At 45.6% G+C, this 24,491-nt stretch carries 22 protein-coding genes, 1 pseudogene and 1 other annotated feature; of the genes and pseudogenes, 15 read left to right on the forward strand and 8 right to left on the reverse strand.

What is annotated here, in order from left to right; genetic code table 11:
• Window positions 1-394 precede the first annotated feature (394 nt).
• Window positions 395-2,758 (forward strand): DNA polymerase II, encoded by a 2,364-nt coding sequence (locus ITG10_RS01285; protein WP_017633115.1) that lies wholly within the window; start codon window positions 395-397, stop codon window positions 2,756-2,758.
• A gap of 95 nt (window positions 2,759-2,853) precedes the next feature.
• On the opposite strand, the pseudogene ltrA reads toward ITG10_RS01285, so the two are convergent.
• Window positions 2,854-4,135 (reverse strand): annotated as a pseudogene (ltrA, locus tag ITG10_RS01290) (group II intron reverse transcriptase/maturase).
• Window positions 4,136-4,934: 799 nt separating this feature from the next.
• Entirely contained in the window at window positions 4,935-5,702 is a 768-nt protein-coding gene (locus tag ITG10_RS01295; protein ID WP_017629621.1) for a hypothetical protein, read from the reverse strand.
• A 137-nt stretch (window positions 5,703-5,839) separates the two neighbouring features.
• Here ITG10_RS01295 and yeiP point away from each other — a divergent pair, with 137 nt between their 5' ends.
• The 6 genes from yeiP to ITG10_RS01325 all read left to right on the forward strand — a co-directional run bounded on the left by yeiP (window position 5,840) and on the right by ITG10_RS01325 (window position 8,360).
• Window positions 5,840-6,409 carry an elongation factor P-like protein YeiP gene (yeiP, locus tag ITG10_RS01300; protein ID WP_017055115.1) on the forward strand — a complete coding sequence of 190 codons (570 nt, stop codon included), beginning with the start codon at window positions 5,840-5,842 and terminating at the stop codon, window positions 6,407-6,409.
• A gap of 10 nt (window positions 6,410-6,419) precedes the next feature.
• Complete coding sequence (locus ITG10_RS01305; protein ID WP_017055114.1) at window positions 6,420-6,749, forward strand: HI1450 family dsDNA-mimic protein; 330 nt, start codon at window positions 6,420-6,422, stop codon at window positions 6,747-6,749.
• Between the two features lie 147 nt (window positions 6,750-6,896).
• Window positions 6,897-7,379, forward strand: coding sequence for an RNA methyltransferase (locus ITG10_RS01310; protein ID WP_017629620.1), 483 nt, complete (start codon window positions 6,897-6,899; stop codon window positions 7,377-7,379).
• 122 nt (window positions 7,380-7,501) lie between these two features.
• Complete coding sequence (locus ITG10_RS01315; RefSeq protein WP_248386638.1) at window positions 7,502-7,741, forward strand: hypothetical protein; 240 nt, start codon at window positions 7,502-7,504, stop codon at window positions 7,739-7,741.
• Window positions 7,738-8,199 (forward strand): transposase, encoded by a 462-nt coding sequence (locus tag ITG10_RS01320; protein ID WP_248386639.1) that lies wholly within the window; start codon window positions 7,738-7,740, stop codon window positions 8,197-8,199. The genes ITG10_RS01315 and ITG10_RS01320 overlap by 4 nt, the downstream gene beginning before the upstream one ends.
• Window positions 8,166-8,360, forward strand: coding sequence for a transposase (locus ITG10_RS01325; protein ID WP_248386641.1), 195 nt, complete (start codon window positions 8,166-8,168; stop codon window positions 8,358-8,360). The genes ITG10_RS01320 and ITG10_RS01325 overlap by 34 nt, the downstream gene beginning before the upstream one ends.
• Before the next feature lie 604 nt (window positions 8,361-8,964).
• On the opposite strand, the gene rluB is transcribed toward ITG10_RS01325, so the two are convergent.
• The 3 genes from rluB to ITG10_RS01340 all read right to left on the reverse strand — a co-directional run bounded on the left by rluB (window position 8,965) and on the right by ITG10_RS01340 (window position 11,694).
• Window positions 8,965-9,996 carry a 23S rRNA pseudouridine(2605) synthase RluB gene (gene rluB / locus ITG10_RS01330; RefSeq protein WP_017631784.1) on the reverse strand — a complete coding sequence of 344 codons (1,032 nt, stop codon included), beginning with the start codon at window positions 9,994-9,996 and terminating at the stop codon, window positions 8,965-8,967.
• A 160-nt stretch (window positions 9,997-10,156) separates the two neighbouring features.
• Window positions 10,157-10,777, reverse strand: coding sequence for an L-threonylcarbamoyladenylate synthase (locus ITG10_RS01335; RefSeq protein WP_017631785.1), 621 nt, complete (start codon window positions 10,775-10,777; stop codon window positions 10,157-10,159).
• Between the two features lie 62 nt (window positions 10,778-10,839).
• Window positions 10,840-11,694, reverse strand: coding sequence for a PHP domain-containing protein (locus ITG10_RS01340; RefSeq protein ID WP_017631786.1), 855 nt, complete (start codon window positions 11,692-11,694; stop codon window positions 10,840-10,842).
• Window positions 11,695-11,814: 120 nt separating this feature from the next.
• Between ITG10_RS01340 and ITG10_RS01345 the strand changes: the two genes are divergently transcribed.
• The 7 genes from ITG10_RS01345 to trpA all read left to right on the forward strand — a co-directional run bounded on the left by ITG10_RS01345 (window position 11,815) and on the right by trpA (window position 18,949).
• Window positions 11,815-11,940, forward strand: coding sequence for a trp operon leader peptide (locus ITG10_RS01345; RefSeq protein ID WP_009848753.1), 126 nt, complete (start codon window positions 11,815-11,817; stop codon window positions 11,938-11,940).
• Window positions 11,887-12,001: a sequence feature (Trp leader region), on the forward strand. Its footprint overlaps the gene before it by 54 nt.
• A gap of 125 nt (window positions 12,002-12,126) precedes the next feature.
• On the forward strand, window positions 12,127-13,716 hold the full coding sequence (locus ITG10_RS01350) for an anthranilate synthase component 1 (RefSeq protein WP_017631787.1): 1,590 nt from the start codon (window positions 12,127-12,129) through the stop codon (window positions 13,714-13,716).
• Window positions 13,717-13,718: 2 nt separating this feature from the next.
• On the forward strand, window positions 13,719-14,345 hold the full coding sequence (locus tag ITG10_RS01355; protein ID WP_017631788.1) for an aminodeoxychorismate/anthranilate synthase component II: 627 nt from the start codon (window positions 13,719-13,721) through the stop codon (window positions 14,343-14,345).
• 9 nt (window positions 14,346-14,354) lie between these two features.
• A complete protein-coding gene (trpD, locus tag ITG10_RS01360; RefSeq protein ID WP_017631789.1) occupies window positions 14,355-15,350 on the forward strand; it encodes an anthranilate phosphoribosyltransferase in 996 nt (331 codons plus the stop codon).
• A 25-nt stretch (window positions 15,351-15,375) separates the two neighbouring features.
• Complete coding sequence (gene trpCF / locus ITG10_RS01365; RefSeq protein WP_017631790.1) at window positions 15,376-16,815, forward strand: bifunctional indole-3-glycerol-phosphate synthase TrpC/phosphoribosylanthranilate isomerase TrpF; 1,440 nt, start codon at window positions 15,376-15,378, stop codon at window positions 16,813-16,815.
• A 137-nt stretch (window positions 16,816-16,952) separates the two neighbouring features.
• Window positions 16,953-18,143, forward strand: a complete 1,191-nt coding sequence (gene trpB, locus ITG10_RS01370; protein ID WP_017631791.1) for a tryptophan synthase subunit beta — start codon at window positions 16,953-16,955, stop codon at window positions 18,141-18,143.
• A complete protein-coding gene (trpA, locus tag ITG10_RS01375; protein ID WP_017631792.1) occupies window positions 18,143-18,949 on the forward strand; it encodes a tryptophan synthase subunit alpha in 807 nt (268 codons plus the stop codon). Before trpB ends, trpA begins: the two co-directional genes overlap by 1 nt.
• A gap of 83 nt (window positions 18,950-19,032) precedes the next feature.
• Here trpA and ITG10_RS01380 read toward each other — a convergent pair whose 3' ends face one another.
• Window positions 19,033-19,830 (reverse strand): slipin family protein, encoded by a 798-nt coding sequence (locus ITG10_RS01380; RefSeq protein WP_017631793.1) that lies wholly within the window; start codon window positions 19,828-19,830, stop codon window positions 19,033-19,035.
• Window positions 19,831-19,925: 95 nt separating this feature from the next.
• On the reverse strand, window positions 19,926-21,332 hold the full coding sequence (locus ITG10_RS01385) for a nodulation protein NfeD (RefSeq protein WP_017631794.1): 1,407 nt from the start codon (window positions 21,330-21,332) through the stop codon (window positions 19,926-19,928).
• A 471-nt stretch (window positions 21,333-21,803) separates the two neighbouring features.
• Here ITG10_RS01385 and ITG10_RS01390 point away from each other — a divergent pair, with 471 nt between their 5' ends.
• Window positions 21,804-23,063 carry a dicarboxylate/amino acid:cation symporter gene (locus ITG10_RS01390; protein ID WP_017631795.1) on the forward strand — a complete coding sequence of 420 codons (1,260 nt, stop codon included), beginning with the start codon at window positions 21,804-21,806 and terminating at the stop codon, window positions 23,061-23,063.
• 105 nt (window positions 23,064-23,168) lie between these two features.
• Here the strand turns inward: ITG10_RS01390 and ITG10_RS01395 are convergent, their stop codons facing one another.
• Window positions 23,169-24,476: a TRAP transporter large permease gene (locus ITG10_RS01395; protein WP_017631796.1), complete on the reverse strand. Its 1,308-nt coding sequence runs from the start codon at window positions 24,474-24,476 to the stop codon at window positions 23,169-23,171.
• Between the last annotated feature and the right edge of the window lie 15 nt (window positions 24,477-24,491).

Raw genomic sequence — 24,491 nt, forward strand, 5'->3', positions numbered from 1 at the left:
AACCACTGTGTCGTTTCATCTGTTTGAAACAATTGAACAAAGGAACAGTGGATCGCAGCATTGAGTACATCTTAACTTAATTAGTAAAAAAAAGCTCTGTTGAATATGTGCTGAAACACGAACTTTAGCAAGTACTTATTTATAAATAAGCCAGCTAAAACAACAAGCTTTTGGTAAAAATCAACTAGTTAAAACAACACCCAATAAAATCACACAAGATAAAGATATTTTCAATACCATTGAATAACCATTCGTGACAATTTCACTTTTTTGCCTATATCGTCCCGTTATTCAATGCTATTAACGATAAATTAATGACTATTTGTCCAGCCTATTGTGCGGAATCCGGCGCTAGATGGTAGTATTCGATTCCCAGTTTCAATAGGTTACTACATTGGATATTCAGCAAGGCTTTGTACTCACTAGACAAGCAAGAGATTTTTCAGGGCGCACACAAATCGATTTGTGGCTAAGTACCCCTCAAGGCCCTACTCTGCTGACCATTCAAAATGAAAAGCCTGTTTTTTTTGTCGCTCAATCTGATGTAACAGCGTGTCAGACTATTGCGGCCAAAGAATCGATAGACTGCCAATTTAAGCCTTTAGACCTCGCGACCTTCGAACAAACGCCTCTCGCGGCTTGTTACACCTCGCTTTCAAGAAGCAGCTTCGGCTTAGCGCAAGCCTTCCATAACGAAGAAATCCAAACCTTTGAAAGCGACATTCGACTCGCTGACCGATTCTTGATGGAACGCTTTATCAAAGGAAGTATTGAGTTCACAGGCACAGCAGTACAAAAGAATCAGCATCGAAGAGTCTCAAACGCAAAATGCCGCTCAGGAAACTACTTACCTAGCTTGTCGGTGGTCTCACTGGATATAGAGTGTTCAGAGAAAGGTGTGCTTTACTCCATCGGCTTAGATAGTCCAATGGATAGCCGAGTGATCATGGTCGGCGAACCGCAACAAGCAGACACTAACATCCAATGGGTTGCCAACGAAAAAGTACTGCTCGAAGCCATGATTGCTTGGTTCTCCGAGTTTGACCCTGACATCATCATTGGTTGGAATGTCATTGATTTCGACTTTAGGCTGCTGCACAAACGTTCGGAATGGAATGAAGTGAAGCTCACTATTGGTCGAGACAATCAACCCAGCTTCTTTCGTAGCTCTGCACAAAACCAGCAAGGCTTTATCACGATTCCAGGCCGTGTTGTCTTGGATGGTATCGATATGCTTAAAACGGCAACTTATCACTTCCGCTCATGGTCGCTAGAGTCGGTATCGCAAGAGCTACTCGGCGAAGGCAAAGACATCCACAACGTTCATGACCGCATGGATGAGATCAACCGGATGTTTAAGTTCGATAAGCCTTCACTCGCTAAGTACAACCTTCAAGACTGTGTGTTGGTAAACCGAATCTTCGAACATACTCACCTACTCGATTTTGCGATTGAGCGCTCGCGATTGACCGGTGTCGAACTTGATCGTGTCGGCGGTTCTGTTGCTGCCTTTACTAATTTATATCTGCCTCAAATCCACAGAGCAGGTTATGTCGCGCCTAACTTAGAGCCTGAGAATTGGATCGCAAGCCCCGGTGGCTACGTGATGGATTCGATTCCTAACCTTTATGACTCTGTATTGGTGCTCGATTTTAAGAGCCTATATCCATCAATCATTCGCTCGTTTTTGATTGACCCAATGGGCCTTATCGAAGGGTTGAAGTTGGAACTAGGCCCAGCTGAAGACCAAGCCGTTGATGGTTTCCGCGGTGGTCAATTCCATCGCTCTAAGCACTTTCTGCCTGAGATGATCGAGAACTTGTGGGCTGCTCGTGATGTAGCAAAGAAGAACAACGAAAAGGCATTTTCTCAAGCGATTAAGATCATCATGAACTCCTTTTATGGTGTGTTAGGTTCATCTGGTTGTCGCTTCTTTGATACTCGCCTAGCCTCATCGATCACCATGCGTGGCCATGAAATCATGAAGCAGACCAAAGTGCTTATCGAAGATAAAGGCTATCAAGTGATCTACGGCGACACCGATTCAACCTTCGTGTCTCTGAATGACAGTTATGATCAACAACAAGCCGACGAGGTTGGGAATGAACTTGTCGCTTACATTAATGATTGGTGGACGAATCACCTCAAAGAGACCTACAACCTAACCTCGATACTTGAATTGGAATATGAGACTCACTATCGCAAATTCCTGATGCCAACCATTCGAGGTTCAGAAACTGGCTCGAAGAAGCGCTATGCAGGTTTAATCAATCAAAGCGACCAAGAGAGGATCATTTTCAAAGGGCTTGAGAGTGCACGCACAGACTGGACACCGTTGGCGCAACAGTTCCAACAAAATCTGTATGAGATGGTGTTTCACGATCAAGACCCAACCGACTACGTGAGACAGTTTGTTGATGAGACTTCAGCAGGTAAGCACGATGATTTATTGGTTTATCAGAAGCGTCTGCGTCGTAAACTGCATGAGTACCATAAGAACATTCCGCCACAAGTTCGCGCCGCAAGATTAGCCGACGAGATCAACGCTCAGCTTGGTCGTCCACTTCAATACCAAAACAAAGGCCGTATTGAATATCTGATTACTCTGAGTGGCCCTGAGCCGAAAGAGTATTTAAAGAGTGGTATCGATTATCAGCATTACATTGACAAACAGATTAAACCGGTAGCAGAGGCTATTTTGCCCTTCATCGGTTTAGATTTTGAGAGAGTCAGTGGGCAGCAGTTAGGTCTGTTCTAAGATTCTTGTCGAGGTTTCACCAAAACATCGAGTAGGGTGAGGCGTTACCGCCTCATCCCTCTCACAGAACCGTACGTACGGACCTCGTATACGGCTCATGCACACTTCCATTCAGCATATTGGCTGAACACATGCCCTGTCCTTATTGTTCCAAGATTTACCAACCCTTGGTCATTAAACCATTGATTTGGCATCGCATAGCTTGATAGGGGACTCGCTGCACTGACCCAACTTGTCATTGAGATATGTTGGAACGGCGGCTTATACCCTAACTGTTTTAACCTTCGGTGTAACCGTTGAGGCTTCTTCCAAAGTTTCAACTGGATACTACGAAGTCTTCTTCGTAGCCACCCTGCTAACCTTGAAACTCTCTGCTGCTATTGGTGATCCTGAAGTATTGACTGAACCCTCTTAACACTGGGTTTAAAGCTTTTATGACTTGCTCAAGTGGCTTACCGCACCTCGCTTTGTCAGTCGCTTTAACTTACTTTTGAACCCTTTCAGTTTCTTAGTTTGAATGCGGGTAAATTGACTCCCGATTTCTACACCTAAGAACTTCACGCCATCACGGCTGTGCGCTATATGTGATTTCGTCTGATTCACTGTGAGTTTAAGCTCTCCTTCTAGGATCTTCGTCGCTTGTGCAAGGGCATTCTCTGCTCCTGCCTTGCTACGACAAAAGATGAGTATGTCATCCGCATAACGAACGAGCCTATGGTCACGCTTTCGCATTTCCTGATCGAACGCATCAAGGTAGATATTGGCAATCAAAGGACTGATAACACCACCTTGTGGACTTCCTAGCTCTGTCTCCTGCCAACTACCGTCTATCATCACGCCACTTTTCAGAAACTGTTTTATCAGCTCTAACACGCTGCTATCTGTGACTCGCCTTCTGATGCTCTTGAGGATCAACTCATGGTCGAGTTTGTCAAAGCACTTCGACAAGTCCATATCTACGACGTGCTGTAATCCGTATCGGCGGATAAACATCGTGGATTTGTTGATTGCATCGTGACAACTTCGATTCGGTCTATACCCAAAACTTGATGGGTGAAATTGCTCTTCGAAGATGGGGGTGAGGATATCATTGAGTGCTTGTTGGACAACTCTGTCCCTAACGGTTGGGATCCCAAGCAATCGTACCCCTCCGTCTTCTTTGGGTATCTCTACTCGTTTGACTGGCTGAGGTTTGTATTGCTTGGTTTTGAGTTCAGAGAGGAGTTGATCGAGGTTATCACTCAGATTTTCGGCGTAGTCGCTCAGGCTCTGCTCATCTATTCCAGCCGCGCCTTTCGCTTTCTTTACCTTTTTAAACCCTTTATACAGCCTCTCTTTGTTGAGCAGATGACCATATAAACTGTAATAAACTCGCACTTTCTCTCCTTGGGTTTGTGTGCTGTGTGGGGACAAGTGTTTCATGTCCAGTGTGGGTGTTATTTCTCTCTGCTATTCAGCCTTCTAGCTCAATGGCAATTTACTGAAGTGTGTCAGAGTTACTCCCCTATACGGTTTCTTAGCTCAGTATCTTGCTTCCACAATCAACCAAACTAGGAATACCCCGATAGCGATTCGGTTTGGGTATCACTGAAAAAAAAAAACATCTGTTCATCACAGACTTAAAGTGTACTTCCTCCCTTCGCAGCACTGAGTGCTTTTGGCATTTCAGTGCTCCATCAGACTTGATGCTGATGGTCAGCTAAGTTTTCTCCTCCACACCATTACTGGGCTTCTCGGGCTTAGCCTTACTCACTACTACGGATTCATCTGCCACCTCGCACCAACACAGCTCTTAGCTTTCGCTTCGAGTTTGTGCTTCCAGACTTTTGGATGTGGTGTCAGGCTTCCCCAGTTACTGCACTGGCTCCCTGTTAACAATGCCACCTCAAGCACAGCATAGGTCTGACTGAGTATAGGGCTTCGCGCTATTTCGGACGCTTACCCACCTATACTGCCGAAGCAGGTTTACTTGCGTTGTGTACTGTTAACTTCCTATCGCTTCCTTCAGACCCTGCCGTTAGCCAGCAACGCCCTTGCGATTCGGATTATCTTCCCCTCAGTCGGGGTGATTCAGGTTTCTTTCAACCTAACGGGTTTGCCAGCTTCGCTGGGCAAACAAAAAAGCAGAGGAATGTTCAATTCGCTCTGCTTTTTTACATCGATAAGTTACGAAGCTCTACCCGATTCGAAACTCTGTTTTCTGGTACTGCTTAACCAGCCACTCTCCAAAACCATCCAGAATGCCGATAACCGAACGTTTCGGAATCGCTCTTCCAGAAAGTAAGATGCCCAGTCGTTGAATTTCAACTTCCCTATCCGGGTGATACTTCAAGAACTGTTGTCCACATTCCACAGGATCGTCAAACCAATACTTATCGCGATACATCACCAAAGAGTAGCTCGCTCTTAGCAGCTTCTTGGCAATGATCACTTGCGCGGCCACTTGTTGTTCTGGCGTTGTTGCTCGGGCAATCTTGTTGCGATACACCGCTAACCAGTTTTCCGCATCCATATTCCAATGCTTGGCAATTTCCCAACTCGTTTCAAAATCACCATAGCAATCCGATAAGTCTTCACCGTGCACACACACGGCCAAATGCTTAAGCATAAAGCCCCATGTGAAGATATTGTCGAAATCGACTATCTCGCTCACCAAGGTGGTTTTAATCGCCACTTGAGTGACCTGTGGGAAGCTTTTTTGGAAGCGCCATTTTATGGTATTCAACAGCGTGGTTCGCTGATCAGGAAACGGGCGGTGTGTCACCACAACCACATCAAGATTTGAGCGACCGACAACGGCTTGCTTGCGAGCGACACTGCCATAAATATAGACACTGTGTAGATTAGAACCTAACCCACCTTTTAAGAAGGTAATCAGATCGTTAACCACAGGTTGGAATTCAGGTTGAAAAGGCTGTGTTGGGTCAATAACAGGTAGCTGCATAGGTCGTTTCGGCAAATAAAATCATGATTTAACTGTGACTCTATGATCGCTTAGGTGACTTTATGATTCAAGCTATTCCTATTTATAGCATCTCCGAGATATAATCAGCGGATAGACCCAATAAGGACAAACACAAAATGCCTAGAGCAAGTGAAATTAAAAAAGGTTTTGCTATCACAGTAGAAAGCAAAACAGTGATTGTTAAAGATATCGAAGTAACAACACCAGGCGGCCGCGGCGGCCAAAAGATTTACCGCTTCCGTGGTAACGATGTAGCAACTGGCGTTAAAACTGAAGTTCGCCACAAGGCTGACGAAATCGTTGAAACTATCGACGTAACTAAGCGTGCAGTAATGTTCTCTTACGTTGATGGCAACGAGTACATCTTCATGGATAACGAAGATTACACACAATTCATCTTCAACGGTGAAACTATCGAAGACGAACTACTGTTCATCAACGAAGAAACTCAAGGTATGTACGCGATCCTTATCGATGGTAACGCTGCAACGCTTGAGCTACCAACCTCTGTTGAGCTAGTTATCGAAGAGACTGACCCTTCAATCAAAGGTGCGTCAGCGTCTGCTCGTACTAAGCCTGCTCGTCTTTCTACAGGTCTTACTATCCAAGTACCTGAGTACATCGCGACTGGCGACAAAGTAGTAGTAAACACTGCTGAACGTAAATACATGAACCGCGCAAGCTAAGATACTTATTATGACCGAAGCTAACGACCTAATGTCTTATGACGACGCAATTGACACTGCATACGACATCTTCCTAGAGATGGCACCTGACAACCTAGAACCAGCAGACGTGATTCTTTTCACGGCTCAGTTTGAAGATCGTGGCGCAGCAGAGCTTGTTGAAACTGGCGATGATTGGGTTGAACATGTTGGCTTTGAAGTCGACAAAGAAATCTACGCTGAAGTGCGCATTGGTCTTGTGAATGAAGCTGATGACGTTCTAGACGACGTATTTGCTCGTATGCTAATCAGCCGTGATCCAGACCATAAGTTCTGTCACATGCTGTGGAAGCGCGACTAGTACCGCTGTCGACGCTCATTTGCATGAGTAAACAAGTATTCATGTACGCGAGTTAAAAGTTAGCCGAGCCCATTGCTCGGCTATTTTTATCGCGCTATTTCTCATCGTGACTACCCACTTTCATCATCAACGTTAGATTCACTGATTATGACCAAAGCAAAAACAGACACACAATCGAAAGGCTATGCCTGCATTGGCCTAGTTAACCCAAAGACGCCTGAAAACGTAGGTTCAGTAATGCGAGCGGCTGGCTGCTACGGCGCCAACTCTGTGTTTTACACGGGCACACGCTACGACCACGCGCGAAAATTCCATACCGATACCAAAGAGAAGCACCTAGCGCTGCCTCTGATTGGTGTTGAAGATCTGAAAGACATTATTCCAGTAGGCTGCGTACCTGTTGCTGTCGATCTGATTGAGGGCGCTAAGCCTCTACCGGATTACAAGCATCCACCACGCGCGTTTTACATCTTTGGCCCTGAAGACGGCACGCTGAAGAAAGAGATCACCGACTTCTGTCGTGAGACGATTTACGTCCCAACGAATGGTTGTATGAACCTAGCCGCATCAGTGAACGTTGTGCTTTACGATCGATTGGCTAAGGGTGATAACTTTTCGAATCATAAGTAACAGACGACTTTTGTTTCGGCCGCGCTTGAGATTCCCTATGACACTCAATGGTATGGACTCCCCACCTCAACTGACAGTGTCAGCTAAAGTTACAGGTGCGAACCAAAACAGGAGCCCATACTATGAATAAATTTAACACAATCTCGATTGATTTAGCCAAATCCGTCTTTCAAGTCGCGGTATTTAACCGCCATGGAAAGCGTAAGTTGAACCAAGCTATGTCTAAAAAGAAAATGCTAACGGTCATCAGCCAACACCCTGGCGCGACCATTTGCATAGAGGCCTGTGCGGCATCTCATTATTGGGGACGAACGTTTCAAAGCCGTGGTCATACCGTCAAAATGATACCTCCCCAAAAGTGAAGCCATATCGCTGTGGTAATAAGAACGATGCTAATGATGCTATCGCGATTTACGAAGCTTCCTTACGCTCCGATATTCATGCGGTACCAGTAAAAACACCTGAGCAGCAAGATATCGCTATGCTGCTGAGTTTAAGACAAAGCTATATAAAACAACGCACAGCAGTAAGTCTACGGATCCGTGGCTATGCAGCGGAATGTGGAATTACCTTCCCACAAGGAGCCAATAAACTGCGAGAACTGCTCCCTCTCGTTATCGAAGATGCAGAGAATGAATTAACACTGACAACTCGATTCGTTCTCCGAGAATTACATGCTCAGCTACTAAGTCTTGATGAGCCTATCGAGAGAGTTGAATCGCAACTTATAGACTTTGCAAAGCAAATACCCGCTTGCCAGTTATTAATCACTTTACGAGGTGTACGTTGGGTGATTGCAAGTGCCATTTTTCCCGCCTAGGTGACGCTTCGGCCTATAGAAATGGGCGAGGGGCTAGTGCGAGCTTAGGTTTAGTTCCGGCTCATACTGGCAGTGGTGGTAAGAACAAAAACCACGGAATAAGTAAATCAGGTGATAAACCTTACGCTCTCTTGTCGTTCATGGAGCAAGAGCAGTGGTAGCGAATATACGAGATAAAGAAGATCGCTTAAGTTGCTGGATACGAAACTTGTTAGAAAGAAAGTCGTTTAACCAAGTAGTTGTCGCCCTTGCTAACAAAACGATCAGAATGGCTTGTGCCATGCTGAAGAGCAATCGATCTTATAATGAAACGTTACTCGCTTAACAATTGATTTTATAAGGTTAAGGGAGACATCAATCCCCCATGTAAGCAAGTAAATTATGGTAAAGAGTGAGCATAGCAAGCAAGAGAAACTCTGAGAGGGACGAAGGTGATAATACACCACACGCTCGATAAGAACTTTTGCTGAGTGGATTAAGCCATAGAGGTTCGGGGTAGCTCCCCATAAAGAAACCGAATATACGTGCACTTGCGTACCTTTACTCGTTTCCTTGCAATACTAGGGGAGTCCATATACGTTCCTCGTTCTAGGGAATGACGACTCAAAGGGGCTTGTTACTTTGTTAGTTGTGAAAGGTGACTTTCAATGCCGAGCGGTATTGAGCGGATGAAAGCCGAAGATTCAGATGTAAAAAAACCTGCTCAATGAGCAGGTTTTTTAGTATTCAGTGCTTTCAGCTAATGAAGCTTTAGAACTTACGAAATTACTGACGTGTTCTTGGCTTAGCTGGTTTAGCCGGACGACCATTGTTCATCTTAGGCTTGCTTTTGTTAGCCTGAGGCTTGCCTTTAGCTGCTGGAGCGCTACGACCTGAATCAGGTGTTGTAGTGCCGCGAGTCGCTGGCTTCTTACGCTTAGGTTGGTTGCTACGGCCTTTAGGTGCGTTTGCACGCTCTTCGTGACGCTTAACAGCACGACGAATTTTTTGGCTACGAGAACGCTCACGCTTACGAGAAGTGTTTGAAGGATCAAGGTCCAACAAGGTTTCTTTCTCTGGGTTCAGTTCAACTAGCTGACGTAGGTAGTTAACTTCTTCAAGATCTAGCTCTTTCCAACCGCCGCGAGGCAGTTTCTTATCAAGGTAGATATCACCGTAACGTACACGTTTCAGGCGGCTTACTGTTGTTTCTTGTGATTCCCAAAGACGACGAACCTCACGGTTACGACCTTCGTTAATCGCTACGTAGAAAGTATGGTTCATACCTTCACCACCAGCGTAAACCACGTCTTCGAAACGAGCCATACCATCTTCTAGTTCAACGCCACGCACAAGGTTCTTAACCTTCTGCTCAGTCACTTCACCGAATACACGTACTAGGTACTCACGTTCAACCTGACGGCTTGGGTGCATTAGGCGGTTTGCAAGTTCACCATCAGTAGTGAAAAGCAAAAGACCCGATGTGTTTGCATCAAGACGACCAACTGAAATCCAACGAGAACCACGGATCTTAGGTAGACGATCGAAAACAGTACGGCGGCCTTCAGGGTCGTGACGAGTACAAAGCTCACCTTCAGGTTTGTAGTAAGCAAGTACACGACAAACAACTTCTTCTGAAGCTTTGCCTGAAACAGTATGGCCATCGATACGGATCACTGAGTTCTCGTCTTCAAGACGCTCACCCAGTTTCGCAACTTGCCCGTTAACACTTACACGGCCAGATTTAATTAAACCTTCTAGTTCACGACGAGAACCGTGACCAGCTCGCGCTAAAACCTTCTGTAATTTTTCGCTCATTTACTCTTTTCTACCTAATTGTCGTCTTCACAGACGTCGAATGAATTTTTTCGCGACCAAATCGCGGTCGCGTATTATCGCAAAGAACCCGCTAAAAAGCACTTGTTATTTGCTATAGCAGGTTCGTTGTATCGTTACAGACTGTTAATCAGTAAAGCGATTATTCAAACGGCGTAGGATCACCAGCACCACGACGTAGAATCACGGCGTCGTCGTCACTGAAGTCAATAACGGTCGTTGGTTGCTCGCCCAAGTAGCCGCCATTCAAGATGACATCAACGGCGTGCTCAAGGCTGTCACGAATTTCTTCAGGATCCGATTCCGTTGTCTCGTTACCCGGCAGAATCAGTGACGTCGACATCAACGGCTCGCCCATCGCTTCCAACAGGTCTAGCGCGATCTTGTTGTCTGGTACACGAATACCAATGGTTTTACGTTTCGCGTTCATTAAACGCTTTGGCACTTCTTTGGTTGCTTTGAAAATAAACGTGTAAGCACCTGGCGTATGCGCCTTAAGCAGACGGAATGCAACGTTATCCACGCGTGCATACAGTGACAGTTCAGACAGGTCACGGCATAACAGCGTGAAGTTATGTTTATCGTCGATACGGCGAATTTTACAAATACGTTCAAGTGCTTGTTTGTTCTCAAGCTGACAACCCAGTGCATAACCGGAATCAGTTGGATAAACCACAACACCGCCATTGCGGATAATCGCAACCGCTTGGCTGATTAAACGTGCTTGTGGGTTATCTGGGTGTACATAAAAAAACTGGCTCATTGTTGATCCTCGTTATCGAATCTCTCGACTCTATCATCAGAAGGAGCTGGCTCACCTAAAGACTATTCAGATGGTGAAACCGTTTGAAACTCCCAATCTTTCCATACTTCTTCTACCCCAGAAGGTAGCCAGAGATTACGTCCAAGTTCCATCCACGGAGATGGGTAATGGAAATCGCTGCCTTGGGAGGCTAATAGTTTGTATTGTATAGCATAATCCGCAAGTGTGCGTCTTTCTTGTTGCGCTTGCTGAGGTTGAGCGACTTCCATCGCGTCCCCTTTTGCTTCAACAAATGCCGCTAACAAGCGCTTAACCCACTTAGCTGTGAAGCCATATCGCCCCGGGTGAGCCAATACTGCTTGTCCACCAGCGGCATGAATCGCCGTGACAGCATCACTCATTGAACACCACGTTGGCGGAACGTAACCTGGGTTATTGCGAGTCAGAAACTTTTTAAATACCTGCTGCATGGTTTTCGCGTAGCCATTATCGACTAGCCACTTAGCAAAGTGAGCGCGAGTTATAGGCGCATCACCAGCAATCAGCTTCACTTCGTCCAACACCCCTTCCCGGGTCGCTTTCTCAAGACGCTGAGCAATGAGCTCGGCACGCCCGATACGGTGTTGCTTCTGTTGTTCAATCAGTGCTTTCAATTCTGGCGATTCAGGATCAACGTTTAACCCAACAATATGGATATCTTTGTTTTGCCAAACGGTTGAGATCTCGATGCCATTAATCAACTGAATAGGAAGATTGTTATCCGCAATGTAGCTACGTGCTTCAGCAAGCCCATCAGTCGTATCATGATCTGTAATCGCTAACGCTTCGATGTTAAAGCTTAGCGCTCGGTCAATTAGCTCAGGTGGAGTAAGTCGGCCATCTGAGGCTGTTGTATGACTATGTAGATCAATTCTCATATATTCTTTTTCATTGTTTTCAATTTTTATCGTTATATTTGTGTCAACACACTTGACCCGCAATCGGAAAACTAGTTAACTAGTACACAAATACGAAGTATCACATTTGATAGGTTCACCATGTTACAAGAATTTAACCAAAACCATAAAGATAAAGTTTTAGAACTTTCTTCAGTAGAAGCAAGTTCAGAGCTTAATTGGTGGCGCACTTGGACAAGTTCTTGGTGGGCTAACGTGTACTTCTAATTAAACAGTTTGTTTATAAAAAAGTTATCACTAAGCCCGCTTTAATAGCGGGCTTTTTAATTTGTCGAACATCTCACATTCAACTGACTAACAAATCATCGAATTGACCATATTCTAGATTGGGTGAAAGGTATCTTTATGCGACTATGTACGGCAGGAAATTTAAAGAATCATAAAGGAGGTCTTGTGAACAAGGCCATTGAAATCAAAAAGCTGGGAACCATTGAGGTCATCAATTCTTCAGTTCCTTACTCGCAAGATCCAACCAGTGTTTTTCATACCTTGTGTGAAAACAAAACAGACAGTTTGTTGTTGGAATCTGCTGAGATTGAATCTAAACAGAACCTGACAAGCCTACTCCTTATCGACTCTGCTGTTCGTATCGTATGTCGCGGACATGAAGTAACCTTTCAAGCGTTGACTCAAAACGGTCAAGCGCTTATCGAACATCTGACTCAAAACGTTAAATCTGAAATTAAATCTGATTTGACGGATAACTTGCTGACGCTGACTTTTGTTGAGCCGAGCAACGAACTAGACGAAGACTCACGCTTAAGAGAAGCTTCTTCTTTCGACGCACTGCGTTTGGTTCAGCACAGCTTCGAGCAAGACGCTGATAATAAGCACGCATTGTTCATGGCTGGCCTATTCGCTTACGACATCGTGGCGAACTTCGAACCACTAGGCGATGCTGAAGCAACCAACAATTGTCCTGACTTTGTTTTCTACGTGGCTGAAACCCTGCTTCGTTTCGATCACCAAGAAAACGAAGGTCTGCTACACGCAAGCTTGTTCGCTCAAGACGAAAACATCAAAGCACAGCTAACTGAGCGCTTAGCCGACATTCAAACACAGTGTCAGTCACTGAAAGCCATCACAGAAGTTACGCCACTAGACAACGTTGACGCTGTACCAAGCGTTTCAGATGAAGACTTCTGCCAAACGGTTCGCGACCTAAAAGAGTACGTAGTAAAAGGCGATGTATTCCAAGTAGTGCCTTCACGCCGCTTCACGCTTCCTTGCCCTGCTCCACTAGCAGCTTACAAAGAGCTTAAGCAAAGCAACCCAAGCCCTTACATGTTCTACATGCAAGATGAACTGTTTACTCTTTTCGGTGCTTCTCCAGAAAGCGCGCTGAAATACGAAACCGAAACCAACCAAATCGAGATTTACCCAATTGCGGGGACTCGTCGTCGCGGTAAGCGTCCTGACGGTCAAATCGATTTCGACCTAGATAGCCGTATCGAGCTTGAACTGCGCACCGACAAGAAAGAGAACGCAGAACACATGATGCTTGTCGACCTAGCACGTAACGATGTGGCACGTATCGCTGAAGCAGGCACTCGCCACGTAGCAGACCTGCTAAAAGTTGACCGCTACAGCCATGTGATGCACTTGGTTTCTCGTGTTGTTGGTCAACTGCGTGAAGACTTAGATGCCCTGCATGCTTACCAAGCTTGTATGAACATGGGGACGCTAACAGGCGCTCCTAAAATCCGTGCAATGCAGCTTATCCGTGATGTAGAAAAAACGCGTCGTGGTAGCTATGGCGGTGCGGTAGGTTACCTAACAGGTGAAGGCACGTTAGATACTTGTATCGTAATTCGCTCTGCTTACGTTGAAGATGGTGTTGCACAAGTACAAGCTGGCGCTGGTGTGGTATTCGATTCAGACCCACAAGCAGAAGCTGATGAAACTCGCGGCAAAGCGCAAGCGGTCATCTCAGCGATTCAAGCTGCACATACTAAAACCATTTCTAACAAGAAGGAGTCGTAATCATGGCTGATATTGTATTCATCGATAACTTCGACTCGTTCACTTACAACCTTGTAGACCAGTTTCGTTCATTGGGTCACAACGTAAAAATTTACCGCAACAACATCTCGGCAAAGGTCGTTGAAGCGGCGATCAACGAACTAGACAACCCTGTAGCCCTACTTTCACCAGGCCCAGGCGCTCCGGCAGACGCGGGCTGTATGCCTGAGCTGATTCAGCTGCTAAAAGGCAAAGTGCCAATGATTGGGATTTGTTTAGGCCACCAAGCGATCGTTGAAGCTTATGGCGGTACCGTTGCAGGCGCAGGCGAAATCATTCATGGTAAGGTGTCGATGATGGAACACCAAAACCATGCGACTTACCAAGGCTTACCTTCGCCACTGGCTATTGCTCGCTACCACTCTTTAGTAGCAACGCATGTATCAGATAGCCTAACCGTGACAGCTGAAGTCGATGATTTGGTGATGTCTGTGGTTCAAGAACAAGACAAGGTGTGTGGATTCCAATTCCACCCTGAATCAATTATGACGACCTACGGTGCAACGCTTCTAGCGAACGCGATCGAATGGGCTCTTGAGAAACCTCTCTGCCTTGAGAAGAAAGCCACTCTTGATAAAAAGACTAACTAGGACGAAATCATGGAACAGATTAATAAACTTTACGAACAGCAGTCTCTTACTCAAGAAGAAAGCCAACAATTATTTGATGTCATCATCAAGGGCGATCTAGACCCAATCCTAATGGCTTCTGCACTGACTGCACTTAAGATCAAAGGCGAGACGCCAGACGAAATCGCTGGCGCGGCGAAAGCACTGCTTGCCAATGCAAATCCGTTCCCACGCCCTGATTACGATTTTGCAGACATCGTGGGTACAGGCGGCGACGGTCACAACACCATTAATATCTCAACGACATCTGCATTCGTTGCCGCAGCATGTGGTTTAAAAGTCGCTAAACACGGTAACCGCAGTGTATCGAGCAAATCAGGCTCTTCTGACCTACTGGATTCGTTTGGCATCAACCTAGCAATGACCGCGAAAGATACACGTACGGCTGTCGATGAACTTGGCGTAGCATTCCTATTTGCTCCGCAATACCACGGTGGCGTGCGTCACGCGATGCCTGTTCGTCAAACTATGAAAACACGTACTATCTTCAACATCCTTGGCCCACTGATTAACCCTGCTCGCCCTAACATCGAGCTAATGGGAGTTTACAGCAAAGAGCTTGTACGCCCTATCGCAGAAACCATGCTGCAAATGGGTATGAAGCGCGCGGCGGTTGTTCACGGTAGCGGCCTTGATGAAGTAGCGATTCACGGCGAAACCATGGTTGCTGAAATCAAAGATGGCGCAATTCACGAATACACAGTGACACCGGCAGACTTTGGTTTAAACACTCACCCTCTTGAAGCTATCAAGGGCGGCGAGCCAGAAGAAAACAAAGCTATCACAACCGATATCCTTACGGGTAAAGGCACTGAAGCCCAAGTTGGCGCAGTAGCCGTGAACGTTGCTCTATTGATGCGTCTATTTGGTCACGAAGACCTAAAAGCCAATGCGCAACAAGCCATTGAAGCGATGAACTCTGGCAAAGCATACGAGCTTGTACAAAAGCTTGCTGCGCACGCCTAACGAACGATGAATTGAGACAAAGAACATGACACAGACTACCGATAAATTGTCGACCCACGTTTCAGTCAAAGAAGCTGAAATGGCGGAAGTACTAGCAAAAATCGTTCGTGATAAATACCAATGGGTTGAAGCGCGTAAGCAAACTCAACCGTTGGATGAGTTTAAAGCAGCGTTAACCGCAACAGACCGCAGCTTTTATGATGCACTGAGCGGCGAACAGACGGTTTTCATTACTGAATGTAAGAAAGCATCTCCGTCAAAAGGTTTGATCCGTGACGAGTTTGACCTGGACTACATTGCATCGGTTTACAACAACCACGCTAACGCGATTTCAGTTCTAACCGACGAGAAATACTTCCAAGGTGACTTTGAGTTTTTACCTAAGGTTCGCAGCATTGCTAAGCAGCCAATCCTGTGTAAAGACTTCATGGTGGATACCTACCAAGTTTACCTAGCTCGTCACTATTCAGCTGATGCTATATTGTTGATGCTATCGGTATTGGATGATGAAGAGTACAAAGCGCTTGCTGAGGTTGCTCACTCACTTAACATGGGCGTGCTTACGGAAGTCAGTAACGAAGAGGAACTTCACCGTGCTGTGGCTCTAAACGCGAAGGTTATCGGTATTAATAACCGTAACCTACGTGACCTTTCGACTGATTTGAATCGTACCAAACAGCTGGCTCCACTGATTCGCGAACTGGCTCCAAACGCCATCGTAATTTCAGAGTCTGGTATCTACACCCACCAACAAGTGCGTGACCTTTCGACATTTGCAGATGGCTTCCTAATCGGCAGCTCTCTTATGGCTGAAAAGAACCTTGAACTGGCCGTTCGTAAAGTAACACTGGGCGAAAACAAGGTGTGTGGTTTAACTCACTCTGACGATGCTGCGAAAGCGTATCAAGCAGGCGCGGTATTCGGTGGTCTGATTTTCGTTGAAGCGTCTAAGCGTCATGTGGATATCGAAGCGGCTCGTTTAACGATGAGCGGCGCGCCATTGAACTACGTGGGTGTGTTCCAAAACCACAGCGTGGCAGATGTGGCTAACACGGTTTCTGAGCTTGGTTTGTTTGCAGTACAACTGCACGGTGATGAGTCTCAAGCGTATGTTAATGAGCTAAAACAATCACTGCCTGAAAACGTTGAGATTTGGAAAGCTTATGGTGTGGCTTGCGGCGCTGAGAGCGCGTTACCAGAATTACTGGAAAGCAACGTGACTCGTCACCTGCTAGATACTAAAGTGGGTTCTCAAACAGGTGGTACAGGTCAAGCGTTCGATTGGAGCCTAATCAACAACCAAAGCGCAATCATGTTGGCGGGTGGTCTAAACCCAGAAAATGCTAATCAAGCCGCTAAGTTGGGCTGCTTAGGATTAGACCTAAACTCTGGTGTTGAATCTGCTCCGGGCAAAAAAGACGCAGACAAATTGCAACGCGCTTTTGCAGCGATTCGTAATTACTAATCTGGCTTTTAAAAGCAAGAACCAAAACTAGAAAACGAAAACTAAAAACATATTTGTGAGCTTTGCCTTAGCGAGGCTCAAACAAGACTAAACGACTTGGTGTGAAGACACGCCAATAGAATTGAAGGAATAAGATAATGGCTAAACTCGATGCCTACTTCGGTGAATACGGTGGTCAATACGTACCGCAGATCCTAGTGCCAGCACTAGACCAACTTGAACAAGCATTTATCGATGCACAAGCCGATCCTGAGTTCCGCAGTGAATTCATGACGCTTCTTCAAGAGTACGCGGGTCGTCCAACGGCACTAACGCTGACTCGCAACCTAACTAAAGGTACAAAAACCAAACTGTACCTTAAACGTGAAGACCTACTTCACGGTGGCGCACACAAAACCAACCAAGTACTGGGTCAAGCGCTACTTGCTAAACGTATGGGTAAGCAAGAAATCATCGCTGAAACAGGCGCTGGTCAACACGGTGTTGCGACTGCGTTAGCATGTGCTCTATTGGGTCTTAAGTGTCGCGTTTACATGGGTGCTAAAGACGTTGAACGTCAAAGCCCGAATGTGTTCCGTATGAAGCTAATGGGCGCAGAGGTTATCCCTGTTCATTCTGGTTCTTCTACGCTAAAAGATGCGTGTAACGAAGCTCTACGTGACTGGTCTGCAACTTATGAAGATGCGCACTACCTACTAGGTACGGCTGCGGGCCCTCACCCATTCCCAACTATCGTTCGTGACTTCCAACGCATGATTGGTGAAGAAACCAAGAACCAAATCCTAGCTCGTGAAGGTCGCCTTCCTGATGCCGTTATCGCTTGTGTTGGCGGCGGTTCAAACGCTATCGGCATGTTTGCTGATTTCATTGAAGAAGAAACGGTTCGCCTAATCGGTGTTGAGCCTGCAGGTAAAGGTATTGATACCGACCAACACGGTGCGCCGCTTAAACACGGTAAAACGGGTATCTTCTTTGGTATGAAAGCACCATTGATGCAAGATGAGAACGGCCAAGTAGAAGAGTCTTACTCTGTATCTGCGGGTCTAGACTTCCCATCAGTTGGTCCTCAACACGCTCACCTGAACGCAATTGGCCGTGCTGAATACGAAAACGTAACCGATGACGAAGCACTAGAAGCGTTCCAATCTATCGCACGTAACGAAGGTATCCTCGCAGCGCTAGAGTCATCTCATGCTTTAGCTCATGCAATCAAAATGGCTCACGACGAACCAGAAAAAGAACAGCTATTAGTTGTTAACTTGTCTGGCCGTGGTGACAAAGACATTTTCTCTGTACACGACATCCTTAAAGAGAAAGGAGCATTATAATGGATCGCTATCAATCACTATTCAATCGCTTAGCTGAAAAGAATCAAGGTGCATTTGTACCATTCGTAACGGTTGGCGATCCTAACCCTGAACAGTCTCTTAAGATCATGGAAACTTTGGTTGAAGCAGGTGCTGATGCGCTCGAACTTGGTATCCCATTCTCTGATCCACTGGCTGATGGCCCAACAATCCAAGGTGCGAACATTCGTGCGTTAGATTCTAAAGTAACGCCTGATGTGTGTTTTGATCTTATTGGTCAAATCCGCGCGAAATACCCAGAGCTACCAATCGGCCTACTGATGTACGCGAACTTGGTTTACGCACGTGGTATTGAGAACTTCTACGAGCGTTGTGCGAATGCGGGTATCGACTCGGTACTGATTGCAGACGTACCAACCAATGAAAGTGGTGAGTTTGTTGCGGCAGCGAAGATGTTTGGCGTTCATCCAATCTTTATTGCTCCACCAACAGCGAGCGATGAAACACTTCAGTCAGTATCTGAACTTGGTGGTGGCTACACTTACCTACTTTCTCGTGCTGGCGTAACGGGTGCAGAAACAAAAGCAAACATGCCAGTAACCGCACTGCTTGATCGTTTGAACAAGTTTGATGCGCCACCAGCACTGCTTGGTTTCGGCATCTCGGCTCCAGAGCAAGTAAAAGAAGCGATTCAAGCTGGCGCTGCCGGTGCTATTTCTGGCTCAGCGGTTGTAAAAATCATTGAGAACAACGTTGAACAGCCAGAAGCAATGCTTAAAGCACTAGCTGAGTTTTTAACGCCAATGAAAGCCGCAACACAGAAGTAATCTTTAGCATTCGCTAGACGCGACTTTAGATTCTAAAAGGCACCACAGATGTGGTGCCTTTTTTATTGCTGCTAGAAAACTTGCTAATCTTCGGATTTCATCGCTTTCTTAATCGCGGCCTCATTGAGTGTCGCTTTGATTGGGTCAGTGATTTTATCCACCAAGTCGACCGGCATTGGGAATACGATGGTCGTGGTGCGTTCATTCGCGACCTCAGTTAATGTTTGCATATAACGTAACTGAATGGCGTTAGGCGCTTTGTTCAGCACTTCCGCGGCTTCTCTTAGCTTAGTGGATGCCTCTAACTCACCCGTCGCATGTATCACTTTAGCTCGACGAGAACGTTCTGCCTCTGCTTGTTTCGCAAGTGCTCGCACCATACTGTCATCAAGATCCACATGCTTGATCTCAACATTGGCAATCTTAATTCCCCAGTTATCGGTGTGTTGATCAAGAATTGATTGTAGATCTCTGTTGAGCTCTTCTCGCTCAGACAACAGCTCATCCAACTCATGCTGACCTAGAACAGACCGCAACGTGGTTTGTGATAGCTGGCTGGTGGCTTCGAGATAGTTCTCCACGTTGTTGATTGCCATCTTAGGATCAAGCACTCGGAAATAAACCACAGCGTTGACCTTAACCGACACATTATCTCTGGTGATCAAATCTTGTGTCGGCACATCTAAAACTATGGTTCGCAAGTCGACTCGCACGATTTGTTGAATGAAAGGAATGATGATGATTAACCCCGGTCCTTTCACACCGTAAAAGCGCCCAAGGAAAAACACCACTGCACGCTCGTACTCGCGCAGAACTCTGAACATGCTGGCTATCAACAAGACAACGAGCACGATGACAATACCTATAGTATGTATAAACATAACCGCCCCCTAATGGTAACGATGGTTAAGCAATTAATAATTCAATCAAGTCTGTCCTACTATTCCACGCTAACAGTCCGTGCTAACAGTGCGTGCTAACCAGATTTCGATGATGTCTCATCGGGCAGCGCTTCAACATCCAAAGAAAGCCCGGTGAGCTTGGTAACTCTGATACTCTGCCCCGCTTTAAGTTCGTTGGCACATTTAGCTTGCCAGATCTCACCTTCAACCAGCACGTGACCCGCACCAGGGAAACCGCTGACGACCTTACCAATCTCACCGACAACCGCTTCCATCCCCGTGGTTACTGGCTTATTTCTCACTCGGACTAGCATTGATATTGTTACGACGATAAACGCTACAGAGAACAAACTGATTCCGATAATTAACGGCAATGCGATTTGGTAACCCGGCACCTCAGTGTCCATCAGCATGATTGAGCCCAATGTAAATGCAGCAACGCCGCCCAAACCGAAAATACCGAAGCTCGGGCTAAACGCCTCTGCAACCATTAAGGCAATTCCCAATAGGATTAAGGCAAGGCCCGCGTAACTCACAGGCAGCATTTGTAAGGAGTACATCGCTAATAACAGACAGATGCCGCCCAATACGCCCGGTAAGCCAACACCAGGGTTATAGAACTCAAGTAGTAAGCCGTAGATACCAATGAGCATGAGAATGTAAGCGACATTTGGATTGGTGATCACCGAAAGCAAACTGAAACGCCAATCTTGTTCTCGTTCGACAAACGCCACATCACTAAGTTGAACTTGCTGACTAACGCCATTAATAGTGATGGTGCGTCCGTTGCTCATTTCCACTAGCTGCTGTAAATCACTCGCGATGAAATCAATGACGTTAAGTTCGAGGGCATTCTCTGAATCTAAACTCGCCGCCTCTCTTACCGCCTTTTCTGCCCACTCTTCATTACGGTTGTGTAATTTAGCCAAGCTAACAATGTAAGCGGACGCATCGTTGATCACCTTCTTCTCCATCGCAGTGGTGGCTTTTACTTTCTCGGAGTTCTCTTCTTTAGGTGAACTTTGCTCATTGGCTGTGGCGTTGTCATCTTTATTTGGCTCTTCTTGTGGGGATAACGGATTAGTAGGGCCTTTACCTCCGCCAAGAGACACTGGAGTGGCTGCACCCAAGTTAGTTCCGGGTGCCATAGAAGCGATATGACTAGCGAGTAAAATATACGTCCCTGCACTTGCTGCGCGTGAACCAGCAGGTCCAACCCAAGTTGCTATCGGAATTGGTGACGTGGTGATGGATCGAATAATGTCGCGCATCGACGTATCTAACCCGCCGGGCGTGTTCATTTTCAATATGATGAGCTTAGCTTGCTCGTCGTGAGCTTGTTCTATTTCTCTCGTGAGGTAATCACTGGTCGCCGGGCCTATACCTCCATTCACCTCTATCACCCAGACATCATCGGCCTGAACATTCGCAGAGGCGAACAACAGAAGAAACGCGAAACAGCACTTTAATATAAAAGTCATAGCCCCTCTCCTTACAACTGAGATGCTAGATAGACGTTTTATTTAAAGCGTAGAGGTAACATCTTGGTAATAAATAGATACCTTAAGCATAGTTCAGGCTGAATTTCCCACAACACACTGCTCAAAATATCACCTCGATCGTAACGAGCAAAAAAAGCGCAAAAATGAAACACAAATGTTAACAAAACCCACTAAATACCGAAGCATAGAAATCATTCACAAAACACCAGATAGATTTACATTTATAAACTCAACAAATAACCGACTAAGAAAAAACAAAAGCAAACGTTTGCATCGGTACAAAAAAACGACAAATAACATTAGACCTTCAATTTTTAGACGTCTTTCACCTCTGCTCATATTGATAAATGTAAAGGATACGTGTAAAACTCTTCGCGAAATATTTACCCAATGGTACATCGTACATTGGTAGGTAGTTCTGGGATTTTTATATTTAGTAGCACAGAGGTTATGGAAGTGTTAAAAGAAAAGAGTTTACTAAGCAACATCGGCGTTCAAGTCGTTATTGCAATGATCATCGGTACCGTAGTCGGCGCGATGATGGGTGACAGCGCAACTATGTTCGCTCCACTGGGTGCTATCTTCATCAACTTGATCAAGATGCTGGTTATCCCTCTAGTCGCGGTTGCCCTTATTTCAGGTGCTGCTGGTCTAGGTAATAGCTCATCGGCTGGTAAAGTCGGCGTAACAACATTGGGTTACTTCGCACTAACGTCTGCACTTGCTGTAGCACTAGCGCTTGTAATGGGTGAAGTATTCGAACCGGGTCGTGGTATCGATGTTTCTGGCGTAGAAGGCATGTTCTCTTCTGAATACGCTGCGAAAGGCGAACTTCCAACGTTCTGGGCAACCATTACTGGTATGATCCCTACCAACGTTTTCCAATCATTGAATGAAGCAAACATTCTGCAAATCCTAGTTTTCTGCTTATTCTTTGGTATCGCGCTTTCTAAGCAAGCAAAAGAAAAACGTGACCCTATCATCAATGGCGTAAACGCGATTGTTGACGCTATGGTTTGGATGATCAACAAGGTTATGATCATCGCACCACTTGGTGTATTCGGCCTAATGGCAGAAGCAGTAGGTACGTTCGGTTTCGGCGCACTAATGGTTGTATTCAAACTGTTCATTGTTTACATCGCTGCGATCCTGATCTTCGGCTTTGTTGCTTACCCGCTGATGATTCAAATCTTCACTAAGACTTCTGCTAAGAAGTTCCTAGTAGCAATGAAGAAGCCTCAAGCGGTTGCACTATCAACTGCTTCATCAATGGCAACACTACCAGTAACAATGGAAACTGTTGAGAAAGAGCTTGGCGTTCGTAACTCTACGGCTTCATTCGTTCTGCCTCTTGGCGCGACGATCAACATGTCTGGTAACGCGATCTACTACGGCCTAGTGGCTATCTTCTTCGCGCAGCTGTTCAACATCGACCTATCTATGGGCGCTTACGTTGCTATCATCGTAACGTCTACGCTAGGTGCAGTTGGTCAAGCTGGTGTTCCAGGTCCTTCTTTCCTAGTAGTTGCAGTTCTTCTAGCAGCTGGCATCCCTATCGAAGGTCTACCTCTGTTGTTCGCTCTAGACCGTATCTTCGACATGATCCGTACTGCTCTGAACATCACTGGTGATGCAGCATGTGCAGTTATCGTTGACTCTCTAATCGACGACGAAGCAAAAGAAGCTGAGCTACAAAAACAGCAAGCTTAATCTTGTCGTTCACTTTGAATGAATAAATAAAAACCGCCTTATTTTAAGGCGGTTTTTTATTAGATACTTATTCTGGTTGAGTCGATTAATCTCGTACTTGAAAGGTTAATTGATTAACCCAAATGCACGAGGAAGAGCCAGGCTGATTTCTGGAATAAAAGTAATGGCCAACAATGTGACGATCAATACGGCGCAAAACGGCATGATACTTCTTATAACATTCTCAATTTTAGAGCCACTGACACTACAACCTACAAATAGCGCAGTACCGACGGGTGGCGTTGCAATGCCAATACATAAGTTGAAGATAATCATCATCGCAAAGTGAATGGGATGCATGCCTAAATGCTCGGCTATCGGCATAAAGATAGGGGTAAAGATCAATACGGCTGGCGTTAGATCCATAAACATACCCACAATCAGTAGAATCAAATTCATCAGAATAAAGATGATAATCGGATTGTCAGAAATAGAGAGCATCCAATCACTGATCATTGTTGGTAGACCTGTAAACGCCATTGCCCATGACATAATCGTAGAAGCACCAATCAAGAACAACATAATGCCAGTCACCTGAACGGTTTCTCTACAAATTACCGGGAAGTGCTCCCACTTGAGGGTTCGGTAACAGAGTGACAGTATAAAAGAGTAAAGAACCGCTATACACGCCCCTTCTGTTGCAGTGAACACACCACCAATAATACCGCCAATAACAACAACAATAAGCCCTAAGCTTGGTGTTGCTTGCCAAACAATATTGAGCACATCTTTCGTTGTAAATCCGTCATTGGCACTTGTTTTATAGCCTTTCTTTTTAGCGATAAAATAGGCTACGACCATACAACTTAGACCCATTAAAATACCTGGGACATAACCTGCGATAAACAGTGCCGCAACGGATGTTCCACCCGATACCACTGAAAATACGATCAGCGAATTACTCGGCGGTATTAATAAACCCGCTGGGCAAGATGCAACGTTTACTGCTGTTGCTAAGTTTTTATCATAACCATCTTTTTCTAATTCAGGGCCTAAGGTTTTGCCAACCGCAGCTGCAGCTGCAACGGCTGATCCTGAAACGGCGCCAAACATCATATTTGCAAAGATATTAACGTGAAAAAGTGAACCAGGAATCCAACCCACCAAGAGCTTTGCAAGGTTGATCAGTCGATTCGCTATACCACCCACATTCATTATATTCCCAGCGAGGATAAAGAAAGGGATTGCTAATAAACTGAAACTATCGATACCGGTAATAATTTTTTGACCCGCAGTAATACTTGCGACTTCAAAAGGTAAGATGAAATACATGATCGTTAAAGATGACATAGCAATTGCAATCGCAATGGGCATGCTTATCGCGATCATGAATAAGAAGAGGCCTAGCAGCCAAACACCAATGGACAAATCCATAATATAGAGTCCTTT

It is taken from the genome of Vibrio sp. ED004 (assembly GCF_023206395.1).
Classification (GTDB): Bacteria; Pseudomonadota; Gammaproteobacteria; order Enterobacterales; family Vibrionaceae; genus Vibrio.

Excerpts from the sequence above, each read along its gene's own strand:
- ITG10_RS01395 (WP_017631796.1), bottom strand. The coding sequence starts at position 24,476 with ATGGATTTGTCCATTGGTGTTTGGCTGCTAGGCCTCTTCTTATTCATG.
- ITG10_RS01315 (WP_248386638.1), top strand. The coding sequence starts at position 7,502 with ATGAATAAATTTAACACAATCTCGATTGATTTAGCCAAATCCGTCTTT.
- yeiP (WP_017055115.1), top strand. The coding sequence starts at position 5,840 with ATGCCTAGAGCAAGTGAAATTAAAAAAGGTTTTGCTATCACAGTAGAA.
- rluB (WP_017631784.1), bottom strand. The coding sequence starts at position 9,996 with ATGAGCGAAAAATTACAGAAGGTTTTAGCGCGAGCTGGTCACGGTTCT.
- ITG10_RS01380 (WP_017631793.1), bottom strand. The coding sequence starts at position 19,830 with ATGTTTATACATACTATAGGTATTGTCATCGTGCTCGTTGTCTTGTTG.
- ITG10_RS01295 (WP_017629621.1), bottom strand. The coding sequence starts at position 5,702 with ATGCAGCTACCTGTTATTGACCCAACACAGCCTTTTCAACCTGAATTC.
- trpA (WP_017631792.1), top strand. The coding sequence starts at position 18,143 with ATGGATCGCTATCAATCACTATTCAATCGCTTAGCTGAAAAGAATCAA.
- ITG10_RS01310 (WP_017629620.1), top strand. The coding sequence starts at position 6,897 with ATGACCAAAGCAAAAACAGACACACAATCGAAAGGCTATGCCTGCATT.
- ITG10_RS01385 (WP_017631794.1), bottom strand. The coding sequence starts at position 21,332 with ATGACTTTTATATTAAAGTGCTGTTTCGCGTTTCTTCTGTTGTTCGCC.
- ITG10_RS01340 (WP_017631786.1), bottom strand. The coding sequence starts at position 11,694 with ATGAGAATTGATCTACATAGTCATACAACAGCCTCAGATGGCCGACTT.
- ITG10_RS01305 (WP_017055114.1), top strand. The coding sequence starts at position 6,420 with ATGACCGAAGCTAACGACCTAATGTCTTATGACGACGCAATTGACACT.
- trpB (WP_017631791.1), top strand. The coding sequence starts at position 16,953 with ATGGCTAAACTCGATGCCTACTTCGGTGAATACGGTGGTCAATACGTA.
- ITG10_RS01390 (WP_017631795.1), top strand. The coding sequence starts at position 21,804 with ATGGAAGTGTTAAAAGAAAAGAGTTTACTAAGCAACATCGGCGTTCAA.
- ITG10_RS01355 (WP_017631788.1), top strand. The coding sequence starts at position 13,719 with ATGGCTGATATTGTATTCATCGATAACTTCGACTCGTTCACTTACAAC.
- ITG10_RS01345 (WP_009848753.1), top strand. The coding sequence starts at position 11,815 with ATGTTACAAGAATTTAACCAAAACCATAAAGATAAAGTTTTAGAACTT.
- trpCF (WP_017631790.1), top strand. The coding sequence starts at position 15,376 with ATGACACAGACTACCGATAAATTGTCGACCCACGTTTCAGTCAAAGAA.
- ITG10_RS01335 (WP_017631785.1), bottom strand. The coding sequence starts at position 10,777 with ATGAGCCAGTTTTTTTATGTACACCCAGATAACCCACAAGCACGTTTA.
- trpD (WP_017631789.1), top strand. The coding sequence starts at position 14,355 with ATGGAACAGATTAATAAACTTTACGAACAGCAGTCTCTTACTCAAGAA.